Annotated in this window: 13 protein-coding genes and 1 pseudogene; 1 reads left to right on the top strand and 13 read right to left on the bottom strand. The window is 72.1% G+C overall.

Annotation, left to right across the window (positions count from 1 at the left end; genetic code table 11):
* Positions 1–155 precede the first annotated feature (155 nt).
* The 12 genes and pseudogenes from Q0444_RS01060 to Q0444_RS01115 form a co-directional block, all read right to left on the bottom strand.
* Positions 156–1,709, bottom strand: coding sequence for an acyl-CoA carboxylase subunit beta (locus tag Q0444_RS01060; protein WP_291079625.1), 1,554 nt, complete (start codon positions 1,707–1,709; stop codon positions 156–158).
* A complete protein-coding gene (gene pks13, locus Q0444_RS01065; protein WP_299020715.1) occupies positions 1,706–6,742 on the bottom strand; it encodes a polyketide synthase Pks13 in 5,037 nt (1,678 codons plus the stop codon). The genes Q0444_RS01060 and pks13 overlap by 4 nt, the downstream gene beginning before the upstream one ends.
* An 82-nt stretch (positions 6,743–6,824) precedes the next feature.
* Positions 6,825–8,825 (bottom strand): long-chain-fatty-acid--AMP ligase FadD32, encoded by a 2,001-nt coding sequence (gene fadD32 / locus Q0444_RS01070; RefSeq protein WP_299020719.1) that lies wholly within the window; start codon positions 8,823–8,825, stop codon positions 6,825–6,827.
* Positions 8,826–8,936: 111 nt separating this feature from the next.
* A complete protein-coding gene (locus Q0444_RS01075; RefSeq protein WP_299020722.1) occupies positions 8,937–9,905 on the bottom strand; it encodes a cutinase family protein in 969 nt (322 codons plus the stop codon).
* A 149-nt stretch (positions 9,906–10,054) separates the two neighbouring features.
* The gene (locus Q0444_RS01080) at positions 10,055–10,546 is read right to left on the bottom strand and encodes a DUF732 domain-containing protein (protein ID WP_291079637.1); all 492 of its coding nucleotides are present in this window, start codon (positions 10,544–10,546) and stop codon (positions 10,055–10,057) included.
* The gene (locus Q0444_RS01085; protein ID WP_299020727.1) at positions 10,543–12,480 is read right to left on the bottom strand and encodes an alpha/beta hydrolase-fold protein; all 1,938 of its coding nucleotides are present in this window, start codon (positions 12,478–12,480) and stop codon (positions 10,543–10,545) included. Before Q0444_RS01085 ends, Q0444_RS01080 begins: the two co-directional genes overlap by 4 nt.
* A 240-nt stretch (positions 12,481–12,720) precedes the next feature.
* Positions 12,721–13,845: an alpha/beta hydrolase family protein gene (locus tag Q0444_RS01090; RefSeq protein ID WP_291081176.1), complete on the bottom strand. Its 1,125-nt coding sequence runs from the start codon at positions 13,843–13,845 to the stop codon at positions 12,721–12,723.
* 194 nt (positions 13,846–14,039) lie between these two features.
* Positions 14,040–16,077 (bottom strand): annotated as a pseudogene (locus Q0444_RS01095) (arabinosyltransferase).
* A gap of 17 nt (positions 16,078–16,094) precedes the next feature.
* Positions 16,095–17,117 carry a decaprenyl-phosphate phosphoribosyltransferase gene (locus Q0444_RS01100; protein WP_299020729.1) on the bottom strand — a complete coding sequence of 341 codons (1,023 nt, stop codon included), beginning with the start codon at positions 17,115–17,117 and terminating at the stop codon, positions 16,095–16,097.
* Entirely contained in the window at positions 17,114–17,704 is a 591-nt protein-coding gene (locus tag Q0444_RS01105; RefSeq protein ID WP_299020760.1) for a phosphatase PAP2 family protein, read from the bottom strand. The genes Q0444_RS01100 and Q0444_RS01105 overlap by 4 nt, the downstream gene beginning before the upstream one ends.
* A 40-nt stretch (positions 17,705–17,744) precedes the next feature.
* The gene (locus Q0444_RS01110; RefSeq protein ID WP_299020732.1) at positions 17,745–19,751 is read right to left on the bottom strand and encodes a glycosyltransferase; all 2,007 of its coding nucleotides are present in this window, start codon (positions 19,749–19,751) and stop codon (positions 17,745–17,747) included.
* Between the two features lie 108 nt (positions 19,752–19,859).
* Positions 19,860–21,278 (bottom strand): DUF5129 domain-containing protein, encoded by a 1,419-nt coding sequence (locus Q0444_RS01115; RefSeq protein WP_299020735.1) that lies wholly within the window; start codon positions 21,276–21,278, stop codon positions 19,860–19,862.
* A gap of 86 nt (positions 21,279–21,364) precedes the next feature.
* Between Q0444_RS01115 and Q0444_RS01120 the strand changes: the two genes are divergently transcribed.
* The gene (locus Q0444_RS01120) at positions 21,365–22,087 is read left to right on the top strand and encodes a peptidylprolyl isomerase (RefSeq protein ID WP_299020738.1); all 723 of its coding nucleotides are present in this window, start codon (positions 21,365–21,367) and stop codon (positions 22,085–22,087) included.
* Positions 22,088–22,215: 128 nt separating this feature from the next.
* Here the strand turns inward: Q0444_RS01120 and Q0444_RS01125 are convergent, their stop codons facing one another.
* Positions 22,216–23,664 (bottom strand): DUF5129 domain-containing protein, encoded by a 1,449-nt coding sequence (locus Q0444_RS01125; RefSeq protein ID WP_299020740.1) that lies wholly within the window; start codon positions 23,662–23,664, stop codon positions 22,216–22,218.
* Between the last annotated feature and the right edge of the window lie 27 nt (positions 23,665–23,691).

Here is a 23,691-nt window from a genome sequence, read left to right on the forward strand (position 1 = left end):
GGGGGGGGGAGGGCCCCCTCCCCCCCGCGCGCCCCGGTTTTCCGCAACGGCGGCGGCGGCGGCGGGGGGGGGGGGCGGGGGGGGGGGGGGGCGGGGGGGGGGGGGGGGCCGGGGGGGGGGGGGGGGGCACGCCGAGGGCGGCGGGGGGTGGGCTGCTACAGCGGGGCGATGGGGTGCTTGCGCGGGGGCTCGTTGCGGATCTTGTCCCGCAGCTGGGCGAGTGCGCCGCGCAGCACCAGGCGGGTCTGCGACGGCTCGATCACCGCGTCGATGTAGCCCCGCTCGGCGGCGGAGTACGGGGTGGCGATGAACTCGTTGTACATGTCGATGAGCTGCTTGCGGAGCTTGGGTCCCTCCTCCGGGCCCGCCTCCTCGATCTGCCGGCGCTGCAGGAGGTCGACCGCCCCCTCGGCGCCCATCACGGCGATCCGCGCGGTGGGCCAGGCGAAGTTGAGGTCGCCGCCGAGGTTCTTGGACCCCATCACCGCGTAGGCGCCGCCGTAGGCCTTGCGGACGACGAACGTGATCTTGGGGACCGACGTGGCGGCCACCGCGTACCCCATCTTGGCGCCGCGGTGAATGATCCCGAGCTTCTCCTGCTGGACGCCCGGCAGGTACCCGGGAGTGTCCACGACGTAGACCAGCGGGATCGAGTAGGCGTCGCACAGCATCATGTGCCGCGTCGCCTTCTCGGACGCGTCGATGTCCAGCGAACCGGACAGATGCAGGGGCTGGTTGGCCACCACGCCGACGGCCTCGCCGTCGACGCGCGCGAAGCCGGTGATGAGGTTGGGGGCGAACTGACCCGAGGTCTCGATGAAGTCGCCGTCGTCGAACATCCGGATCAGCACGTCGTGCATGTCGTACGCCGCGTTGTCGGAGTCCGGGATGATCGAGTCCAACTCGAGGTCGGACGCGGTGGGCGCGGGCTCCAGCCCGGGGTTGATGCGCGGGGCCTTCTCGGCGGCCGACGACGGCAGGAAGCTGAGCAGGTTGCGCACGTACATGAACGCGTCGTGCTCGCTCACGGCCACGTGGTTGACGTTGCCGTTCTTGGCCTGCTGGAGGGCCGAGCCGAGGTCCTCCATGGAGATCTCCTCGCCGGTGACCTGCTTGATCACGTCCGGTCCGGTGACGAACATGTAGGCCTGGTCCTTGACCGCCACGACGAAGTCCGTGGTCACGGGCGCGTAGACGGCGCCGCCGGCGCACTTGCCCAGCATGATCGAGATCTGCGGGATGTACCCCGACGCCGGGTACTGGCGCTTGGAGATCTCGGAGTAGTAGGCCAGCGACGTGACGGCGTCCTGGACCCGGGCCCCGCCGGAGTCGTTGATGCCGATGATCGGGCAGCCGACCTTGAGGGCGAAGTCCATGATCGCGCAGACCTTCTTGCCGAAGCCCTCGCCGACGGAGCCACCGAACACCGTGTTGTCGTGCGCGTACACCACCACGGGGCGGCCGTCGATGGTGCCGCGGCCGGTCACCACGCCGTCCCCGAAGGGGTTGTCCGGGTTGCCCGGCGCCTTGGCCAGCTGACCCATCTCCACGAAGCTGCCCGCGTCGAGCAGTTCGGCGATGCGCTCCCGCGGCGGGGTGTGGCCGGCCGCGTCGCGACGGGCCTTGGCCCGCTCGCTGCCCGGGTCCTGGGCCTGCTCGGTCTTGACCCGCAGTTCCGCGAGCTTCTCCGCCGTGGTCTTGGCCGTCACGCGTCCATTCCCTTCAGTTCTCCCGCGTCGATCTCCGAGAGCCGACGCGCCAGATGCCTACCGACCGTACCGACCACGGGTTCGTCGACCACCGCGAGGTGGTCCCCCTGCAGCTGGACCACCTCGAGATCGGCGACGATCCGGGCCCACCCGCCGTCGGGATCGACGTGCTCGTAACGGGGCTCCAACTCGATCGCTCCCGCGTGCATCCGCTCGGCGCGGTAGAGCACGAACGGCACCTCCGCGCCCACACCGGTCCACGTGGACAGGTCCGCGCTCTGGAGGATCCGGTTGTCGACGAAGCTGGCCCGCTGGTGCTCGATGACGCCCCCGCCCATGGCGTTGGCCTGGTCACCCAGGGCCTCCAGCAGCATCCCCAGCACGCCGTCCTCGCCGTGCTCGGCGAGGAACTCCCGCGGCACCTCGACGTCCAGGCCGTAGGTGCGCTTGGCGAACTCGGAGTACCGCGCCCAGCGCGCCACCGCCTCGTCGAGCGTGTCCGGGATCGGCTCCGACGGCTGCACGGTGTCCAGCAGCGCGACCAGCGCGACCATGTCGCCCGCCGCCCGCAACTGGCGGGCCACCTCGACGGCCAGCGCGCCGCCGAAGGACCAGCCGCCGATGGCGACCGGGCGGCCCGCGGCGATCTCCCGGATCCGGTCCAGGTACCCCGCGGCCCGCTCCTCCAGCGGCCCCTCGGTGCGCTCGACGCCGTACACCGGGGTGTCGGTGCCGAGCCGCTCGACGAGCGGCTCGTAGACGAACGACGAGCCACCCGCGGCGTGGAACAGGAACAGCGGCGTGGCGTCCGGCGAGCCCTCGCGCAGGACGCGGATGTTCCCCTCGACCGCGACCTCGGTGAACGGGCGCAGCAGGTCCGCGATCTCGGCGATGGTGCCGGCGGCGGCCAGCTGGGTGGCGGTGACGTCGCCGCCGCACCGGTCCGACAGCCTTGCCGCCAGGGCGGTGCGTGCGGCGTCGTCGATCGCGGGGAGCGCACCGGTCACCCCGGGCGCAGCCGCACCGGTCACCACGGCCCACGCGCCGAAGGCCATGCGCTCGGTGTCGTCCCGGGGGGCGATCGCGACACCGGCGGCGCCGGCGTCACCGGTGGCGCTGGCCGGCGCGTCACCGCGCAGCGCGGCCACGTCGACCGCGCCCTCGCCGCGCGACTGCTGGTCGGCGAGTTCACCGACTTTGTCCGGGTTCTCCACGGCGAAGGTCACCATGTCGGCCACGTCGTTCATCGACGCGTCCCGCATCGCCTGCAGTTCGAGGGGCGGGATGGAGAACTCGTGCTCGACGCGGTTCTTGATGCGGACCGCCATGAGGGAATCCAGGCCGAGGTCGAGCAGGGGGAGCTCCCGGGGCAGGTCGTCGGGGCTGTAGCCCATCGAGGACCCGATGATCCGGGCCAGGCGGTCCCCGATCGACTCGCCCGAGGCCGGATTCCAGCGGGTGTCCTCGTCGTCGTCGTCATCGATGTCCACCACCGGGGCGTCGGACTCGGTCGACACGTAGTGCGCCCCGGGCGCCGCGTCGGGGTCGATCGGCGTACCGCCGCTCACCGCGCACTCGGCGACCAGGACGAAGGCCGGCCCGGTCCCGTCCGTGCCGTGCGCGTGCACCTGCAGCGAGGCTCCGCCGGGGTGCGGGGTCATGGTGGTGGTGACGGTGCCGGCGGCCGGGAGCACCCCGGGCCGGTCGACCGCGGTGAGGGTCGCGCCCGCGAGCACCGACGCCGCGGCGGCCGTCATCAGGGCGTCCACGCTCGGCACGACCTCCGCGCGGACCTGCCAGGCGTGGCGGCCGTCGGGCAGCGCGACGTGGGAACCGGGCATGCGCCCCTCCCCCGACCCGCCGCCGGCGGTGACGGTCGGCCACAGGGTGCGGCGCTTCCACGCCGTCCCGGGCACCGGCGCGTACCGGGCGGGGCCGGTGACGTAGCCGTGCAGCATCTCCACCACTGAGACCATGTCGACCTCGTGGCCGTGGACGTACAGCTGCGCGATCGCACTGAGCAGGGTGTCCGCCTCGGACTCCTTGCGCTTGAGCGTGTAGAGGAGGTTCGGCTCCATGAGCCCGGCGTCGAAGCACGTGGCCGCCACGGACATCGCGGCGACCGGGTTGGGCGCGAACTCCAGGAACGTCACGTACCCGGCCTCGACGGCCTTGCGCACGGCGTGGGTGAACCACACCGAGTGGCGCATGCCCTTGACCCAGTACTCCTCCGCGTGGATCGGCTCGTGGCCGGCGCGGTAGAAGGTCTCCTTGTCCACCGAGGAGAACAGCCCGGTGGTGAGCCCGTGCGGCTCCAGGCCGGCGATCTCCGCGGCGAGCTCCCCCAGCAGCATGTCGACGTCGGAGGTGTGCCCGGCGCCGCGGACCTGGAGCTGTCGGGCGAACTTGCCCTGCTGCTCGACCCAGGCGACGAACTCGGCCACGGGCGTGGCGCGACCGCCGACGGTGGTGTGGGTGGGGGCCGCGTAGACGGCGGGCTCGATCGAGGCGAACTGCGGGTTGTCGGCGATGATCTGCGCGATCTCCTCCGCCGAGTACTCGACCAGGGCCATGGCCCCGGCGTCGGCGTCGGAGACCTGCTGCTCGGCGTCGCCCATGAGTCGCGAGCGCACGCAGATCACGCGGACCGCGTCCTCCAGGCCCAGGCCGCCGGAGGCGTAGGCGGCCGCGACCTCGCCCATCGAGTGGCCGATGACGGCCTCGGGCTTGGCGCCCAGCGCCTTGAGCGTGTCGATCAGCGCGACCTGGACGGCGAAGATCCCGACCTGCGCGTTCTCGACCTCGTAGGTGACGGAGTCGTCGAGGAACATCTCGACCATCCGGTACCCGGCCTCGAACTCGATGAGCTCGTCCACCGCGTCCAGGCAGGAGGCGAACAGCGGGTTGGACAGGTACAGCTCCTTGGCCATCTTGCGGTGCTGGGCGCCGAAGCCGGAGAACACCCAGACGTCGCCGGTGCCCGCGGGGGCGTCGGCGCTGAACACGCCGGGCCCGGGGTCGCCGGCGGCGAGGGCGCGCAGGCCCGCCACCAGGTCGGCGCGGGTGTGGCCCACCACGGCGCCGCGGGAGCGGCCGTGGTTGCGGGCGGCGAGGGTGCGGGCGACCGCGCCGAGGTCCACGGACTCGTCCTGCTTCTCGAGCCAGTCCGCGATCCGGCCGGCCGCGGACTTGCGCCGTGACGGCAGCGACCCGGACACGACGAGCACCGTGGCCGCCGGGCCGGGGACGGAGGTGCCCGTGGTGGCCAGCACCTCGGAGTTGCGGGCGACGGCGTCGGCGACGCTGCGCGCGACGTCGGTGTCGGCGGCGGCGGTGTCGGCGGCGGCGGTGTCGGCGGCGGCGGCGGCGGTGTCGGTGTCGGTGTCGGTATCGGTATCGGTGTCGGTGTCGGTGTCGGCGGCGGCCACCGGCACGGGGCGGTACTCCGCCACCACGACGTGGGCGTTGGTGCCGCCGAAGCCGAAGCCGGAGACGCCCGCCACGGCTCTACCGCTGTAGCGCGGCCACGGCGTGGTCTCCGTCACCACGCTCAGCCGCGCGGCGTCGAAGTCGATGTAGGGGTTGGGGCCGGCGAAGTTGAGCGTGGGCGGGAGCGCGTCCTTGCCCATGCCCAGGATGACCTTGGCCAAGCCCGCGGCGCCCGCCGCGGACTCCATGTGGCCGAAGTTGGTCTTGGCCGAGCCCAGCAGGGTGGGGCGGTCGGCGTCCCGTCCGCGCCCGAGGACCTGGCCGAGCGCGGTCGCCTCGATCGGGTCACCGAGGATCGTGCCGGTCCCGTGGGCCTCGATGTAGTCCACGTCCCGCGGGTCGACGCCGGCGTCGGCGTAGGCCTGGCGCAGCACAGCGACCTGTGCGTCCGGGTTGGGCGCGGTCATGCCGTTGGACCGGCCGTCGGAGTTGACGGCGGAACCCTTGATGACGGCGAGGACCTGGTCTCCGTCCCGTTCCGCCTCCGACAGGCGCTTCAGGATGAACAGGCCCCCACCCTCGGCGCGGCAGATGCCGTCGGCGTCCGAGGAGAACGCCTTGATCCGCCCGTCCGGGCTGAGCGCGGCGCCGGTCTTGGCGAAGCCCATCGTGGCGGCGGGCGCGAGCATCATGTTGACGCCGCCGGCCACGGCGAGGTCGGACTCGTGCAGGCGCAGGGAGTTGACGGCCTCGTGGATCGCGACCAGGGAGGTCGAGCAGGCCGTGTCCATCGTCATGGACGGGCCGCGGAAGTCAAAGGTGTACGAGACCCGGTTGGAGATGATCGCGTTGGAGGCGCCAGTGACCGCGTACGGGGAGGCTGCGGCGGAATCGGAGGTGAGGAAGACCTGGTAGTCGCTGGAGGAGGAGCCGATGAACACCCCCACCTCGCGACCCTTGAGATCACTCGCCGGCAGGTGGGCGTGCTCCAGCGCCTCCCAGGTGAGCTCCAGGGCGAGCCGCTGCTGCGGGTCCACCATCTCGGCCTCGCGGGGGCTCATGCCGAAGAACTCGGCGTCGAAGTCCCGGACCTCCGAGTCGTCGAGCCAGCCGCCCCGGTCCGGTGCCTCGGCGAGCACCTGCTGGACGTAGGCGTCCCCCGCCCACTCGGACCACCGGGAGGCCGGCCGCGGGCCGGTGGCGTCGCGGCCTTCGGACAGCAGTTCCCACGTGGCCTCGGGCGAGTCGGCACCGCCCGGGAAGCGGGTGGCGAACCCGATCACCGCGACGTCGAACTCCATCCCCGCGCCGCGGTCACGGAAGGAGTGCAGATCGGCGGGCTCGTCGCTGAGGACCGGGCCGTTGATCGCGTACTCGGCGAGCGCGGCGATGGTGGGGTGCTGGTAGGCGATCGTGGCGTCGAGGGGACGGCCGAGCTCGTCCTCGAGATCGGCCGAGAGGGTCACCGCGTCCTTGGAGGACAATCCGAACTCCTCCAGGGAGCGGTCGTCCGTCACCTTGGAGACGTCGAGCCCGGTGGCCCGGCAGACCCAGCCCCGCAGCCATTCGCGGAGCTCTACTACCGTCATCTCGCTCTGTGCCATCGTGCGGCTCGCCTTTCCTGGGGTTGTCCGGTGTGCTCGCCCGTCGCCGTGGGGCACTTCTGGTGCCGCGACCGGCCGGACGCTAGTGCGCCGGCTCGTCCGGGAAGGCGGTCTGGCGGTGTCCACCGCGCAACGTGCCGTCCACGTACGCGGCCTTGCACGCGCGGCGGGCGATCTTGCCGCTGGAGGTGCGGGGGATGGACCCGGCCGGGACCAGGAGCACGTCCTGGACGGTGACGCCGTGCCGGGAGGAGATCGCCGACCGGACGGCGTCCGCGATGGGACCCGGATCCGCCTTGCCCGCGCCGGGCGCGCGCTCGCCCACCACCACGAGAGTTTCCGAGGAGTCATCGGCGGCGATCGTCGCGCCGTTACGGGCGTCGATCGGGAGCTGGTTGGCCGGGACCGAGAACGCCGCGACGAATCCCGGACGCAGCGAGACGGACGCGTCCTGCGCCGTGTTCTCCAGATCCTGCGGGTAGTGATTGCGTCCGGCGACGATCACCAGGTCCTTGACCCGACCCGTGATGTACAGCTGGCCGTCCACGTAGGCGCCGTAGTCGCCCGTGCGCAGCCACCGCGCGCCCTCGGGGACGGAACCGAACTCGCGGACCGTCCGGGAGCCCTCGGTCAGACGCTCGGAGAGCACGTTGCCGAACGTCGCCTCGGACTCCTCGTCGCGCCCCCAATAGGCGCGGCCGATGTTGGTGCCGTGGAGCCAGATCTCGCCGACCCTGCCCTCGGGGAGTTCGCGCCCGGTGCCGTCGTGCTCACCCGTCGCGTCGTCGATGCCCGGTTCCACGATCGCCGCCCACTGGCTGGGGGCGACGTAGCCGCACGCGACCTGCGGGATGGCGTCCTCGTTGCCGTCCACGCGGGACGGGTCCAGGACGGTCATGAGCCCCTCGTTGAGGTCGCTCCGGTCCACGTGGATGACGATCGCCTCGTCGTCCTTGCGCGGCGAGGAGACGAACAGGGTCGCCTCGGCCATCCCGTAGGACGGCTTGATCACGGTCGGCGCCAGACCGTACGGGGCGAACGCCTCGTTGAACGCACGCATGGACGCCGGGGTGACCGGCTCGGAGCCGTTGATGATGCTCGTCACGCCGGACAGGTCGAGGGTCTCCCCCTCGCGCGGCAGTCCGCGGCGGGCCGCGTGCTCGAACGCGAAGTTGGGCGCGGCGGCGAAGACCCCGTCTCCGTCCGACATGGCACCGAGCTGGTTGACCCAGCGGCCGGGACGCTGCACGAAGGCGCGGGGGCTCATCACGGTGATGGTCGCGCCGCCCATGGCGGGCAGGATCACCGTGAGCAGGCCCATGTCGTGGAACAGCGGCAGCCAGGTGACGCCGCGCGAGGCGCGGGTCAGCCCGAGGCCGTCGAAGAGCTGCATGACGTTGGTGACGACGTTGCGGTGCGTGATCTCCACGCCGGCGGGGACCCGTGTCGACCCGGAGGTGTACTGCAGGTAGGCGATGTCGTCCGCGCCGAGGTCGGGGAGGGACCAGCCGGAGCCCAGCTCGTCGGGGATGGCGTCGACGGCGAGGGTGCGCGGCCGCTCACGCGCGGGCAGTTCCCGGAAGAGCGTGCGGACGCCCGCGGCCGAGTCGGTCGAGGTGAGGATGACCGACGGCGAACAGTCGCCCAGCACGGCGTGGAGACGGTCGTGATGACCGGGTTCGTCAGGATCGAACAGCGGGACGGCGATGAGCCCGGCGTGGATCGCGGCGAAGAACGAGACGATGTAGTCGAGCCCCTGGGGGGCGAGGATGGCCACCCGGTCACCCGGCTTCGCCACCTGCTGCAGCCGCGCGGCGATCGCGTAGAGGCGGTCGCCGAACTCGGACCACGAGAGTTCGCGGACCTCACCGTTGCGGGAGGCCGAGTAGTCGATGTAGCGGTAGATCACCCCGTCCGCCGCGGGATCCTGCCGCGCCGCGGAGACGTTGGACTCGACGAAGTCGACCAGGGTGGTCCGATCGGGAATGACGATCGCCCCACTGGCGTCGTGGTACTGCTCGAACTCCACGTTGCTCCGTTCCGAACCGATGACTGGATGGTCGACGTCGTCGACCACGGACATTCCGGGCGACAAGCGTGGTCGATCCTACAGCGTGCCCCAGGGCACAACCGAACTCCGAATCACCGATCCGGCCAGGCGTGTCGCGGCATGTCACGGTACGCCGTGGGCCCCTCAGTCGTGGGCGATCTGGGGCGCCTCGTCCACGAGCCGGCGGGCGTGCCCGATGGTCCACTCCGGGACCGTCGTCCCCAGGATCACGTCGGGGTTGGTGGCGTACATGGCGTGGACGGCGTTGTTGGCCACGAACTCCTGGAACCGCGCCGCGCCGTCCACCATGTTGAACGGGGCGTTGCAGATGAGGTCCCTGGAGTCGCAGATCTGGGCGGTCCGATCCGCGAGCGCACCGAAGCCCCCCGGCCGCGGGCCGGTCATGGTGGCGCCGGCGATGAGCTGGGTGAACCCCGTGACCGGCTGCAGCGAGATCTCCATGCCCTGGCCGTTCCCGGGGGACAGGCCGGGCGACTGTCCCTCACCGGGCAGGCGGCGACCGTCGGCGATGAGGACCGACCCCCGCACGAGGTCGGCGGGCACCGGCCCGTTGCCCGTCCCGATCTCGTTGGTGAGGTCTCCGGCGATCACCGCACCCTGGGAGAAGCCCAGGAGGATGTAGGAGGTGTAGGGGCAGCGGGCGTGCACCGCGGCGAGCTCGGCGCGGGCCCGGTCGGTGCCCTCGGCCCGGCTCTGGTCGTACGTGATCTCCTGCGGCCGTTGCGGATTCCGGAACTGGGCGACGTACGGGACCGTGAACACCTCGAGGCGCTCACCGGGATACTGCTGACTCAGCGGGTCGGTGATCGACCGGAGCAGCGCGTTGGGCAGGAAGGACGGCGCGTAGGGATCGTCGGCTGGGCTGCTCTCCCACGTCCCCGGCACGGCGACCATCTGGACGTCGGGGCAGTCCGCGGGCTGGGTCTGGGCGGGCACCTCGGGGCCTCGGCCCGGTCCCTCCCCGGGCCCGGTGGGGACTCCCCGGTTGCCGATCCACCACCCGATCCCCAGCACGAGCAGGACCACCAGGACGAGCGCTCCGAGCGAGCACCCGAGACGGCGGCCGCTTCCACGACGCGATCCACGAGCCATGTGACGAACTCCTTCCCGGACGCCCGACACGGATAGGCGGGCAGCCGACGACTCTTCCAACGGGCCAGGGGGCCTCCGGGTTCCCTCCGCGGCGCGGGGGTGTCACGGCTCACCCGGCGACGCCAGGCCGTGGCACCCCGCCCCGGAGCTCAGGGGCAGAGCTGACCGGCGGCGACGTCCACCACGATCCGGGAGAGCTCGTCCACATCGCGGTCCGAGTACCCGCCGACGGAGATCTGCCCGGCCACCGCGTCGGCGATGGTGGTGGTCTCCCCCGCGGCGCCGCCGGTGCTCCGGATCCGACAGATCGTGTTGCCCGCGGCGACGAGCGAGTCCGACATCGCCGCGGTGTCGATGCCCTTCGCCTCGAGGGCGGCCAGGTATCCGCGCTCGCGGGCGCCGACGATCGGCGCGGTGTAGCCCGGCGCGTCGGAGGCCACCGGCGCGGGGGCCTCGGTGAAACGCCCGGAGTCCTCGGACGCGGCGACGCGGGGCGAGGAGGTGCCCGCGCCCCCCGGAGGAGGTGCGACCGAACCGGAATCGGGGACTCCCGAGACCGTGGAGTCGCCGCCGCCGCAGGCCGTCGCCGTCCCCACCACGACGAGCAGCGCCGCCGCGAGCGCGGCACCCCGGCCTGTCACGAGATCTCCGCCCGACCGCCGGTCACGGTGATCCGGCCGCCCTCGAAGTCCATGACCTGGCCGTCCCGGGTGCTGCGGAGCGGGCCCGTCGGATACCCCAGCCGGCCGCGCTCGTAGTCGACCGTGCCCCAGGCGTCGAACACCGGCCCGCGGGGGATGACCTGCGCTCCCGTCCGCGACGACCAGTAAATGTACCCGCCTTGGAACCGGTTGAACGCGCCGTTGCGGGTGGTCAGGGAGATCTCGTCCGTCGCCGGGTACCCGAGCGCGGAGTTCTCGGCCCCGGCGGCCCGGTAGGTCTCGAGGATCTGGCCCTCGACCACCTTCGGCCCGGTGTCGGACGACCAGTAGACGGTCCCGCCCCGGAAGCCCTGGACCACGCCGGGCTTGTTGGGGTTGGCGATCTCGTCGGTGGTCGGGTAGCCCAGCTCGCCGCGTTCGGCGCCGCGGTCGAACCACATGGCCCGGATCGCCCCGCGGATCGCGTGCGCGCCGGTGGTCGGCGACCAGTAGATGACGCCGTTCTGGAACTGCGTGAAACGCCCCTTGCCGTCCGGCGTGGCGGTCTCCCCCGAGGTCGGCAGGCCCAGTGGCCCGCCGGGCCCGCCCTCCGCCTGGTACGCGGCGCCGATCGCCCCGAGCACCGACTGCGCCCCGGTCTGCTCGGACCAGAACACGCGTCCGAAGCGGAAGTCCGCGGCCTTGCCGCCCTTGACGTCGTACTCGCCGGTGAGACAGGGTCCCAGCGCCGGCTGACGCTCGGCGAGGGCCCTGATCGCTCCCACGGGCGCGCACGGCGCCTCGACGTTCTCGATCCCCACCGCCCCTGCGAACTGCGGCCACGCCTGGGTCATCTCGAACTGCCAGTACGGCCACGTGTGGGTTCCCGACGGCCGGAAGTTGGCCGTGACGTCGACGCCGGCCCCGCGGGCCTTGTTGACGAACGTCTGGGTGGTCATCCGGGAGAGCAACTCGAGACCGTAGCCGGGGAAGTTGGCCGGGATGTCGGGCAGCCCGGACGGCTGATCCCAGGGACCGGTGTTGCCGCTGCCCGCGGAGACGTACACGCTCCGACCGCGCAGCCTCTCCGCGTGGAGCTTGGGATCCTGCTCCTGCCAGCGGGCCGAGCCGAGGGGACCCCACATGTTCTCCGCCGAGTAGCCACCGGCGTCCTGCATGGCCACCTTGATCGCCTCGGGCATGCCGAAGCTCGTGGTGTCGAGGAACCCCGAGAAGCTGCCGGCGAACCGGAAGTGCTCCGGGTAGCGCTGGGAGAGCATCATGGCGGCCGTCCCGCCCATCGACAGGCCGGCCACACCGTGCTTGTCGCCGACCCGCCAGTCGCGGGCCAGCAGGGGCGGCAGCTCCTGCATGAGGAACGTCTCCCACTGGTAGGCCGAGCCCTTGGCGTCCGCCACCCAGTTCGTGTAGAAGCTCGACTCGCCGCCGACGGGCAGGATGATGATCGCGTTCTTCGCGTCGAAGAACTGGGAGATCTTGGTCTCGAGCGTCCACCCGCTCGCGTCACCCCGCGCGCGCAGGCCGTCCAGCAGCAGCAGCGACGGGTAGGTGCGATCGGGCTCGGCGTTCCACGCGGCCGGGAGCATCAGCTGCACCTGGATCGCCTGCCCCATGGCCGGGGACTGCACCCACAGCGCGACGCGGTTGGCCGTCTTCCACTCCACCCTCTCCAGCCGGACACCCGACGGCGGGGCGGAGGGGACCCGCAGCGACGGTGCGTCCGGGACGTTCTCCGGGGTGGCGGGGCCCGGGGTGGGCGACTGCGCGCCCGGGCTCACCCGGGCGGGGGTCTCCTGCGCCACCGCGACCGGCGGGGCGAGGAGGCCGGATCCCACCACACCCACCACCAGGGGGGCCGCGAGGAGGGACGCCCACCGGGTGCGGGGGTTCGCGTGTGCGCTGGGGGTCGCCATGGTGTTGTTCTCTTCCTTGCCGCGTCGTCGCCGAAGTGTCTCGCGGCCGGGTCGGTCGTGCGACCCGGCCGGTCGTGCCCGTGGCCCCGGCCCGCAGCGCGCCCGCGGGTTCCCCTCCCGCGGCCGAACCCGGTGGTCACCAACGACCGGGGCCCCGCACGAGAATCTACGCACGGGGCCCCGGTGTGACGGGTGAGGACTCGCTGACACGAGCCCGATTCGTCTGCTAAGTCGGCGGGATCACCAGCCGTGGGCGTCCATCACGTCGAGGATCTGGGCCGACCTGGCGGCGATCAGGTCGTCGTTCCAGTAGCCCCACCCGTGGACCCCGGTGGTGCGGTAGTCGAACCTCGCCTTGTTCGGTGCGGCGTTCAGCGTGTTCTGGAACGCGATGGTCGATCCCCGCGAGAGCCCCTCGAGGATGATGCCGTTGAACGTGTTGAACACGGCCTGCAGGCTGGAGGGCTGGTCGTACTGGCCCGGGATGGCCGAGCCCGCGGTGATGTACATCGGAATGTCGCGCAGTTTGCCGGCGTTGAGCAACGGGTCGTTCTGGCCCCAGCGCGGCGAGCCCGGCAGGCCCCACATGGCAAAGGGGTCGCACCTGCACTGGTCGAACATGGCCAGCGGGAGCATGGTGTACATCCCCGGCGCGGTGGTGTTCATGTAGCCGGAGAAGACCGAGACCTGCTTGAACTGGTCGCGGTGATCGGCCGCGAGCATGGCGGCCGCGGAGCCGCCCATGGACAGTCCGGCGATCGCGTTGTTGTCCGTGCGGACGCCGAAGTTGGCCTGCAGGTACCCGGGCAGCTCACGGGTGAGGAACGTCTCGTACTTGTACTCCAGGAGGGTGCCGCCCAGGTTGATGGGCCGATCCCAGTCGGAGTAGAAGGAGACCTGCCCGCCGACGGGCATGACCAGCGTGATGTTGTCCTGCAGGAAGATGCGCTGGGCCTGGGCGTCGTGGGTCCACGCGTTCCAGTCGTCGCGCGCGCGCAGGCCGTCGAGCAGGTAGAGGCCGGCGTTGCCGCCGTAGCGGGCGGGCTGGACCTGGACCTTGATCGGCCGGTTCATGGCCGGGGACCAGACCTCGCACAGCTGGACCCAGGAGGCGACCGGGTCCCACGTGCAGCCGGGGCGCAGCCAGTTCCGGTTGCCCACCGGGTTCTCGTTGCCCCCGGCCGGCCGGAATGCGGGCGCCGGCGGCGGCGCACCGGCGGAGCCGCCGGAACCGAGGCTCGCGGAGGAGCCCTGCTCGGTGGCCTGGGCGCCGACGAGGGCCGGCGCACTCACGACGAGGCCCGCGGCCGTCGCCAGGGCGGTGAGCCCGGCGGCGAACTTGCGCCGGAGGGTGGTCTGGGACATGCGTTGGTTCCTTTGTTCGTTCCTGGTGCCCCCAGGATCTCCGGGGCATCGGTGACGTCCATCGGACCGGACCCACCAGGGGAGGACCGGAACTGCGACATCGTTACTGTCGCGCATTGTGGGACAGGTGTTACAGGTCAGGGGCTGAATCGACCCCCGACTGTTATCGATTCGAGACAACAGTAGGCGCAACCCTACCGAGTGCCCTGGTACTTCTCCACCTTCTCAGGCATCGGCAGACCGCATCGCTGCACCTCATACGCAGGGATTCTGTTGATCCGATACTCGGCGAATGAGAATGCGTTCACGAGGTTGGACCACCGCCTCTCCGGGGTCAACGGGCCGGAGTACGACTCGATGAGCGCCTGGGTCGCCGGGCACTGCAACGCCACCTCGGACTGGAGCACCCAGTTGACGTCCACCCACCGGGGGAGGTTGACCGGGTCCTCGATCACGCCGGTCCGGGCGAGCACCCAGTCGTAGGGCAGGAACTTGTCGTGACCGATCCGCCCGTCCTCCATGCGGTCGGTGTGCGCGGCCAACGGCGCGGCCAAGCCCACGGTGTCGTAGACGTCCACGTCGAGCGGGAGGTTCATGCTGGTCATGCCCAGGTTGAGGAACACGACGGTCTTGATCGGCTCGTCGGGCAGCTCGAACGGCGCCATGCCCGGCAACGGGTGGTCGTAGGCCACCACGTCCCAGCGGTCCTGGAACCCCGGCACCGGGAGGAACACCGCCCCCGTGTCGTTGGCCTCCACCTCACGCACCAGGGCCCGCATCCGGGGGAAGTCCAGGTAGTCCTCGGCGAGCACCGGGTGCCGGTGGCCGGTCCGCTGGATGTAGTACTGCCGCTCGTCGACGATCCCCGCCGCGGTGATGGTCTCCGGCTGGTCGCGGAACGGGTCCTGGGTGACCTGGACGGTCACCGCCCATCCGACGACGACGAGCCACGCACCGACGACAACGGGGACTGCCACCCGGCGCACCCGGGCGTCGTCGGGCCCGTGCGCGGGACCGACCGGCAGGGGCACCACGGAGACCGGCAGGAGGAACAGGAACAGGGACGGCAGCAGCACGCGGCCGTGCATGAAGTCCCCGCCGACGCGGGTGACGTAGGCCAGCATGATCGCGGCCACCGCGAGGAACGCGATGGTGACGACCGGGGTCGACCGGACCCTCACCCGCACCCCCCCCGGATCCGCTACCGTCCCGCGCGATCCGCTGCCCCCATCCGGGGAGCGGATCAGCCGGCGGAGTAGCGGATGGCGGGGCGGGGCGGGGGGATTGGGGGGGGGGGGGGGGGGGTTGGGGGGGGGGGGGGGGCCGGCGGGCGGTCGCCCACAACGACACCAGCCCGGCCACGAGGATCACCGCCAGCGGGAGGAGCAGCGCGTACGGCGCGAGCAGGTCCCACAGGTAGGCGGCGCCCTTGTCCCATTTGGAGCCGCCCGCGTCCTTGGCGACGGCCGTCAGCGGGTACGGCAGCGCGTAGTACGACATGCGCCACACCTGGTAGACCACGGGGACCGTGCCCGCGATCACCACCAGCCAGCCCAGGTGCCGCCACGACTGCCGGGCGACCGCCAGCAGCCCGAGGAAGACCACCGAGGCCAGCGCCATCTCCGGCCGCACGAGCGGTCCCAGGCCGGCGACGAACGCGATCGCCGCGGTCCCCGCCGCCGGCAGGCCGAACCGGTGTTCGCGGTGCGGCGCGCGCGCCCACAGTTGCAGCCCCAGCCACATCACGCCGATCCAGCAGATCACCAGGCCCGTCTCCAGGCCGGAGGTCGCGAAGTCCCGGGCGGGCGGGAGCATGATGTAGACCACCACGCCGAACGGCAGCAGCAGCATCGGGGCGCCGGCGGGCGCCCGCCGCGTCCCGCGGTACATCACGCGGGTACCGAGCATCGCGCACGCCACCGCGGTCATGCTCAGGGCGAGCGCCAGCCCGAGGGCGACCAACTCGAGCCGGTAGCCGACCACCTCGTGGGTGGCGTAGATGAGATAGGTCCACACCGTGGAGGTGTTGGACTCGACCCTCTCCCCGGCGTTGAAGACGGGGCCGTTGCCGGCGATGAGGTTGCGGACGGTGCGCAGGACGATCAGCCCGTCGTCGGCGATCCACCGGCGCTGCCAGGCACCGGCCAGGAACACGGTGACCACCGCCACGAGACCGGCCCAGAACACCGGCTCGGCGCGCCGCGCCCACCGCTCCCCCGCCACCTCCGACATCGCCCGACCCGTCCCGGTCAGGAGAAGGACGGAACGATGTAGACGCCGATCACCACGGTCAGCACCCACAGCGCGGCGAGGACCTGCAGGACGCGGTCCCCGAGGGCGATGTCCTCGGGCTCCCCGGCTTGGGCGGCGTCGACGTCGACCGCGTAGCGCAGCACCGCGATCGTGAACGGGACGATCGAGATCTGCAGCCAGATGGCGGTGTCCGTGCCCTCACCGCGCTGGTAGGCCCACAGGGCGTAGCAGAGCACGAGGACGGTGGCCGAGAGCGTCCACACGAAGCGCAGGTAGGTGGGGGTGTAGCTCTCGAGCGCCTTGCGGATCTTGGCGCCGGTCTTGAGGTGCAGGTTCAGCTCGGCGTACCGCTTGCCGGCCGCCATGAACAGCGAGCCGAACGCCATGACCAGCAGGAACCACTGGGAGATGTCGACCTCCGCCGCGGCGCCGCCCGCGACCGCGCGGAGCAGGAACCCCGAGGAGACGAACGCGATGTCGAGCACCGGCTGGTGCTTGAGGCCGAAGCAGTACATGAGCTGCAGCACGATGTACACGCCCACGACGATCGCCAGCGCCGGATGCGTGAAGACCAGCGAGATGCCGATCGCCGCCGCGATGAGCACCACCGCCATCCCGTAGGCCACCGGAACCGGCAGCACGCCGGCGGCGATGGGCCGGAACCGCTTGGTCGGGTGCGCGCGGTCCGCCTCGACGTCCAGCGCGTCGTTGATGAGGTAGACGCTCGAGGCGGCCATGCAGAACGCCACGAACGCGATGAACACGGAGAACAGGACCGAGCCGTCGGTCAGGGTCTGGGAGCCCGCCGCCGCGGGCGCCGCCACCACGAGCACGTTCTTGACCCACTGACGCGGCCGGAGGGCCTTGATCATGCCGTCGAGCAGGTTCTTGGGCGGCGACCCCAGGGCCTCTTCCTGAGCCTCCGCGCGATCGATCTCGTTGGCCGTGTGCGGCTCCGCGCCCAGGAGGTGGTGATCCCCCACGCCCCGGGCGGCCGGGACACCGGTCTGGTCGGTCATCGATTCTCCTCGGTGTTCGGGGTGGGGCGCCGGCCCGGCGGGCTGTCACGCAGCGCCTCGGGCAGCACCCGCTGGACGGCCCCGGTGGGCCAGAGCGACCGCGTGAGCGCGGCGCAGCCCGCGCCGACGACGGCGCCGGCGAGCACATCCGAAGGGTAGTGGACTCCGAGCACCAACCTGGACGCGAGCATCACCGGCACGAGCGCGGGGGCCACCGGTACTCCGCTCACCGACCCGGCGAGCAGGGCGAACGCCGTGGTCGAGGTGGCGTGCGAGGACGGAAAGCTGAGTTTCGAGGGGGTGCTCACACCCACGGCGACCGTGGGGTGGTCGGGACGCCGGCGACGGACCACCCGCTTGATGACGACGGAGGTGGCGTGCGCCCCGAAGCTGCCGACGCCGACCATCGCCCACCGGCCGCGGCGGGGGGGATCGACCGCCACACCGACCGCGGCGACCGCCATCCAGCCGAGGGCGTGCTCCCCGACGTGCGAGAGGGTCACCGCCGCCTCCCGCGACCCGGGCACCGCGAGGAGCCGGCGCTGGATCCCGGCCAGGAGCCTGACCTCGCTGGTGGGGACGGGGATCTCCACCGTGGGTGCCGCGGCGTCCGTGCCGTCCGTGGGTTCAGGAATCGAAGACACGGCCCCAGGCCTCCTTGGTCACGAGGTCGGCGTGCACCTCACGGTAGCGCCGGCGCATCTCGGGGAACCGGCGGTAGAGCTCGCGGTGCGCCGCGACCGAGTCCTTGAGCAGCGCTCCCGCCCGCTCGCGGTCCCGTTTGCGAAAGACCACGCCGCGCCCGTCGGCGGTGGTGACGGTGGCGCCGTCGACCCTGCTCAGCGAGTACCACCGTGCCTCGATCGGCGGGAAGTTGGCCTGCGGCACCTCGTGGTGCACCTTCTCGTCCCGACTCAGCGTGTGCACGAGCCCCTTGGCCAGCGCGACCGCCTTGCCGACCCTCCCCGAGGGCTCCGAGTGGATCCCGGCCGGGCCGCCCGACGGGGCGGGCAGGTCCACGGCCGACGGGATCACCACGGCGTCGGGGAACTCCGCGCGCATCGCCCGCACCTTGGGCAGGGCGGTCGGGAGCAGGTCGTAGAGCGCCTCCGGCCCGCGGAGGAAGTCGCGGATCGCCTCGATCTGGATGGCCACGGTCGAGTACTCGAGGCAGACCAGGTGCTTGACCAGCGCCTTGAGGCTGGACTGCATGATGCCCTTGTGGTCGCCGTCGTGGTAGAGCGAGGCCACCACCAGGCGGTTGCGCAGGTGGAAGTAGGCCTGCCAGTCGATCGCGTCGTCCTTGTCCGACCACGCCATGTGCCAAATCGCGACGCCCGGCATGGACACCGTGGGGTGGCCGGCCCGCCGGGCGCGCAGCCCGTACTCGGCGTCGTCCCACTTGATGAACAGCGGCAGCGGCTGGCCGATCTTCTCCGCGACCACGCGCGGGATGAGGCACATCCACCACCCGTTGTAGTCCACGTCGATCCGGCGGTGCAGTTCCTTGGGGTTCTCGCGGTCGGTCAGCGGGTACCGGGAGAAGTCGTAGTCGTAGTCCGCGTGCGGGGCCGCGGTCCACATGAAGTCGTGCGCGCCCACCACCTCGCCCATGGTGTGCAGGTGGCTGCGCTCCTGCAGGTTGAGCATCTGCCCGCCGACCAGCATCGGCACCGTGGAGAAGCGTCCGAACGCCAGGGCCCGCAGGATCGAGTCGGGCTCGATCTCGATGTCGTCGTCCATGTAGAGGATGAACGGCGAGTCGGTCAGCCGACGGGCCTCGTACATGATGCGGCTGTACCCGCCCGAGCCGCCCAGGTTGGGCTGGTCGAAGATCCGCAGCCGGTCGCCCAGGTCCTCGGCGGCCTCGGCGAACCCGGGCTCGTCCCGGACCTTCCGGTCGCCCTGATCGGGCATGAGCACGGCGTCGAGGACCGCGTCGACCTCGGGGTCGGAGGTGAGCGCCCGCAGCGCCGCCACCGCGTCACCCGGGCGGTTGAACGTGGGGATCCCGATGGTCACCCGGCGGTCGTTGGGCACCTGCACCGTCGGATCCGGGGAGCCGTCCGGGCCCGCATCGGGGCGGGTGGCCGGGGCGTCCACGGCGGAGTACCAGCCCCCGGCGAGCAGTTCGACGTCGGTGTCCGAGGTGAGGTCGAACCAGATCCAGCCGCCGTCCTCGAACGGGCCGAGGTCGCACACGAACTCGACCGTCGTCACCAGGTCCGTCCCGGCCTCACCGGGCTCCCCCACCACGTCGCCGGTGATGGCGATGCGCGAGCCGTCGATCTTGGACCGGTACAGGTCCACGCGCCCGGCGCCGCGGACCGTCAGGCGCAGGACGACCTCGTCCAGGATGGTCCACCGCCGCCAGTACGCCGCGGCGAAGGCGTTGAAGTAGGTGGCGAACGAGACCTCGGAGTCCGCGCCGACGGCCAGGGTGGTGCGGCCGGCCGAATGCGCCCGGCGAGCGTTGGTGGGCGCTTCCGTCAGGTACAGCGACCGCACGTCCAGGGGCTCACCCGCCCGGGGCAGGATGATGCGCTGGAGACACTCCCGGCCACGCGGGTCCGCGAGACCGGCGACCGACCGCTCGACCTCGTCGACCAGTTCGTGGTGGCCGTGGTGGTACATGTGGATGAGTCCCCGTCCCCGACGGTGCGTGCCGCCGCATCGAAAGCCGGGTCGATCGTACCCGGCGGCCGGCCGCGCCCCCGCCCACCACGCCCCGTGGCCGGGTACTCACCAACTGCTCGAGCCACCGCCGCCGGAGAACGACGAGTCGGAATACCCCGTATCGGTGGACGACGACGCGGCCTTGACGTCCTGCGCGTGCCAGCTGCTCACCACGTAGTACGGCACGAACCCGTTGTACCCGGAACCCACCTGCCAGTCGTTGTCGTAGATGCGCGGCGCGTGACGGTCCCTCGCGCCCTTCGCCGCCTTGACGTCCGACAGGTCGCGGGCGCGGATGGCGTCCACCACGAGCCGGTAGTCGCGGACGATGCGGGCGTACCGGTCCATGAAGTCGGGGACGGCGGGGTCGCGTGCCAGGTCGTCCACCCACCCGACCAGCGTCCGGGCCTGCTGGGCCAGACGCTGATCGGAGGTGCCGAGGGCCGCCGCACCCATGTCCCGGTGCAGCTCCCCGAGGTGACGCCTGCGCACGTCCACGTCCCCCTGCTCCATGCGGAACATCGTGTCGATGTTCGTCTCGGCCCGCCCCATCTGCTCGACGGTGGTGTGGGCGGTGCCGACGTCCTTCGCGGCCTTCCGGAACTCCGCGTCGGTCGAGTCGTACCGCAGGTCGCCCAGGCGGCCCATGACCGTGTCCAGCTCGAGGAACCGGTCCCTCACGTCCGCCCACTGGGCCCGCAGGTCGTCGTCGGCCAGGACGGAGGACAGGGAGTTGGCCCGGACGTCGATCCCGTCGAGCTCCCCGGCGACCCGGCCGTACTCGCGCGAGACCAGGTCGAACTGCTCCCGTGCGGTCGCGACGGTCTTCCTGCGCTTGCGCACCACCACGAACGCGCCGCCGCCCGCCAGGACGAGCCCGCCCAAGCCGAGTCCCCACATCCCGCCGCCGTCGTCGCCCTCGGCCGACCCGCTCGCCTCGACGGAGGGATCGGCGGCCGCCGCGGCCCCGGCGAGCAGGCCCGCGCCGATGGCCCCGCGGCGCAGCGGGTCCTTCATGGCCTCGAGCGAGCCGTCCAGGTGCTGGCCCTCGAACACGTCCATGGCCACGCAGACGTCGTCGCCGCAGTAGATGCCGTTCCTGCGCGGGTCCATGCTCACGGCCACGATCAACCGCCCCGGGGCCCATTTGTCCCCGGACACCAGATCGGGCCGCTCGGCCCTGGCGAACTCCAGGACCGTGTCGTTGAGGCTGTCCTGGCCGCGGTCGAACACCAGGTACTCCACGTTCGTGACCTGCGGCGGGAGATCCAACCGCCCGGTCTCCGTCCGGAGCAGGAGCGGATCGCCCCCGGACAGCGTGCCCCCGATGTCGGTCACGCCCACCTCGACGGTGCCGGTGGTGGCCGGCGCCTGGGCGCGGGCGGGCCCGCCGACGAGCGGAAGCACGACGAGGAGCATCAGCGCGAGCAGCGCGAGCAGACGGGGGGCGGGGGCGGGGGCGGGGACGACGTCTGGCCGTGTCATGTCCGGATCCTAGTCCCGTCGCACGCGGGTGTCCGGAGTCTTCCCGCGACGCGGTCGGAGTCGGAGGGAAGCTCTAGTCTCGTGCCATGAACCTCTCCGCCACAGCCCGGACACGCCCCACTCTCCGCACCGCCCTCGGGGTCCTCGCCCTGGCGGTGCCCCTGGCACTCGCCGGGTGCGGCGCCGACGACTCGCCGGCCGAGGAGGCGGCGGCCGACGGCACGACCGCGGCGTCGCAGTCCCGGAACGGCTCGTCGGACGCGGCCGAGTGTCCGCCCGCCGCCGGCGCCGCCGAGCGCACCACCTCGTTCGACGCGGCCCCCCCGATGTGCCTGACCCCCGGGGTCGACTACTCCGCCGTCATCACCACGGACGCGGGCGCGATCACGGTGGACCTGCTGGAGGAGAAGGCCCCGGCCACGGTGAACAACTTCGTGTTCCTGGCCCGCAACAACTACTACGACGGCATCACGTTCCACCGCGTCATCCCCGGCTTCATGATCCAGGGTGGCGACCCGCAGGGCACCGGCAGCGGCGGCCCCGGCTACGAGTTCGCCGACGAACTCCCCGCGGACGGCGAGTACGAGATCGGATCGCTGGCCATGGCCAACGCCGGCCCGGACACCAACGGCTCGCAGTTCTTCATCGTCACCGGCCCCTCCGGCGTCTCCCTGCCGCCGGACTACAGCCTGTTCGGGATCGTCACCGACGGGATGGGAGCGGTCACCGCGATCGAGGGCGACGGCAGCCCGCAGGGCTCCCCACGGACCACGCACACCATCGAGTCGGTGAAGATCGTCGAGAGCTGAGCCGACCTGCGCTGCCCCCTCGACCTGCGCTGGCCCCTCGACCTGCGCTGGCGCTCTGGTCCATTCCGCCAGCGCGCCCCGGCGGAATCCAGGCATTCAGGGCGCGTAAGCCGGAGGGGCAGCGCAGGTCAGTAGCCGCTCGACCCGCCGCCGCCCGAGAAGGAGGAGTTGGAGTAGCTCGTGGTGGTGGAGGAGCTCGACGCCGCCTCGGCCGCCTGCACGTCGTGCTGGTGCCAACTCGACACCACGTAGTAGGGCACGAAGCCGTTGTAGCCGTAGCCGGCGCGCCAGTCGCGGTCGTACAGCCTCGGCGCGTGGCGGTCGCCCGCGTCGTCCGCCGCCTCGACATCCGCCATCTCGCGGGCCCGGATGGCCTCCACCACCAGCCGGTAGTCCACCACGAGCCGCGCGTAGCGGTCCATGAAGTCGGGGGCGGCCGTGTCGCGGGTGAGCTCGTCCGCCCGCGCGTCCAGCGCCCTGGCCTCGGCGGCCAGCCGCTCGTCCCCGGTCCCCAGCGCGGCGGCGAGCATGTCCTCGTGGAGCTCGCCGAGCTGGCGACGGCGCACGTCGGCGTCCCCCTGCTCCATGCGGAAGAGCTGCTCGATGTTGCCCTCCGCGGCCTCCATCTGGTCGACCGTGGTGTGGGCGGTCTCGATCTCGCCCGCCTTGGCCCGGAACTCGGCGTCCGTGGACTCGGGCCGCAGGTCGCCGATCCGGCCCATGACCTCGTCCAGGGCGAGGAACCGGTCCCTCACGTCCTCCCACTGGGATCGCAGCTCGTCGTCGGCGAGCGGGGATCGCAACGAGTTGGCGCGGATGTCCAGCCCGGTGAGCTCCCCCGCGATGCGCCCGTATTCGCGGGACACCCGGTCGTAGCGCTCCCTCGCCGTCGTCGCCTTCTTCTTCCGGCTCGCCGCCACGCCGGCGCCGATCGCGCCCGCCCCCACCACGCCCGCGCCTCCGAGGGCCCACGGGAGCCAGGACGGCGCGCCCGCGGGCTCCGGCGCCAGCACGGTCGGATCCGCCGCGGCCTGCGCCCCCGCGAGTAGGCCCACCGCGTAGTTCTGGCGCCGCATCGGGTCCTTCATGGCCTCGAGCGATCCGTCGAGGTGGCGACCCTCGAAGAGGTCGAGCGCCACGCACACGTCGTCGCCGCAGTAGATGCCGACCTTGCGCGAGACCCCGTCGTTGGCCACGATCAGGGTCCCCGGCGCCCACTTCGCCCGGTCCTGCGACACCAGGTCCGGGCGCTCGGCCTGGGCGAAGCGCTCGGTGGTGTCGTTGAGGTTCTCGCCCCCGTCGCCGAAGACCAGGTACTCGACCCGCTCCACCTGCGGCGGGAACGCGATGCGGCCGGTCTCCGCGCGGAGCAGGTCCTGGTCCCCCGGCGAGAGCACCCCGGCCCGGTCGGTGATGCCGACGCCGACGGACGACGCCGCGGGGGCCCGGGCGGGCGCGGGGGCCGGCGCCTGGGCGCGGGCCGGACCGCCCGTCAGCGGCAGCAGCGCGAGCATCAGCAGGGCGGCGCCGGCCAGGAGGACGAGCAGACGGACGGGGGCGGGCGTTGACCGGGTCATGGGGCAACCCTATGCCCGGACCTGGCT

Source organism: uncultured Dietzia sp., assembly GCF_937873725.1.
Taxonomy (GTDB): Bacteria; Actinomycetota; Actinomycetes; order Mycobacteriales; family Mycobacteriaceae; genus Dietzia.

Coding starts and splice junctions, on each gene's coding strand:
- pks13 (WP_299020715.1), bottom strand. CDS start 6,742: ATGGCACAGAGCGAGATGACGGTAGTAGAGCTCCGCGAATGGCTGCGG.
- Q0444_RS01125 (WP_299020740.1), bottom strand. CDS start 23,664: ATGACCCGGTCAACGCCCGCCCCCGTCCGTCTGCTCGTCCTCCTGGCC.
- Q0444_RS01110 (WP_299020732.1), bottom strand. CDS start 19,751: ATGTACCACCACGGCCACCACGAACTGGTCGACGAGGTCGAGCGGTCG.
- Q0444_RS01085 (WP_299020727.1), bottom strand. CDS start 12,480: ATGGCGACCCCCAGCGCACACGCGAACCCCCGCACCCGGTGGGCGTCC.
- fadD32 (WP_299020719.1), bottom strand. CDS start 8,825: ATGTCCGTGGTCGACGACGTCGACCATCCAGTCATCGGTTCGGAACGG.
- Q0444_RS01075 (WP_299020722.1), bottom strand. CDS start 9,905: ATGGCTCGTGGATCGCGTCGTGGAAGCGGCCGCCGTCTCGGGTGCTCG.
- Q0444_RS01115 (WP_299020735.1), bottom strand. CDS start 21,278: ATGACACGGCCAGACGTCGTCCCCGCCCCCGCCCCCGCCCCCCGTCTG.
- Q0444_RS01120 (WP_299020738.1), top strand. CDS start 21,365: ATGAACCTCTCCGCCACAGCCCGGACACGCCCCACTCTCCGCACCGCC.
- Q0444_RS01090 (WP_291081176.1), bottom strand. CDS start 13,845: ATGTCCCAGACCACCCTCCGGCGCAAGTTCGCCGCCGGGCTCACCGCC.
- Q0444_RS01100 (WP_299020729.1), bottom strand. CDS start 17,117: ATGACCGACCAGACCGGTGTCCCGGCCGCCCGGGGCGTGGGGGATCAC.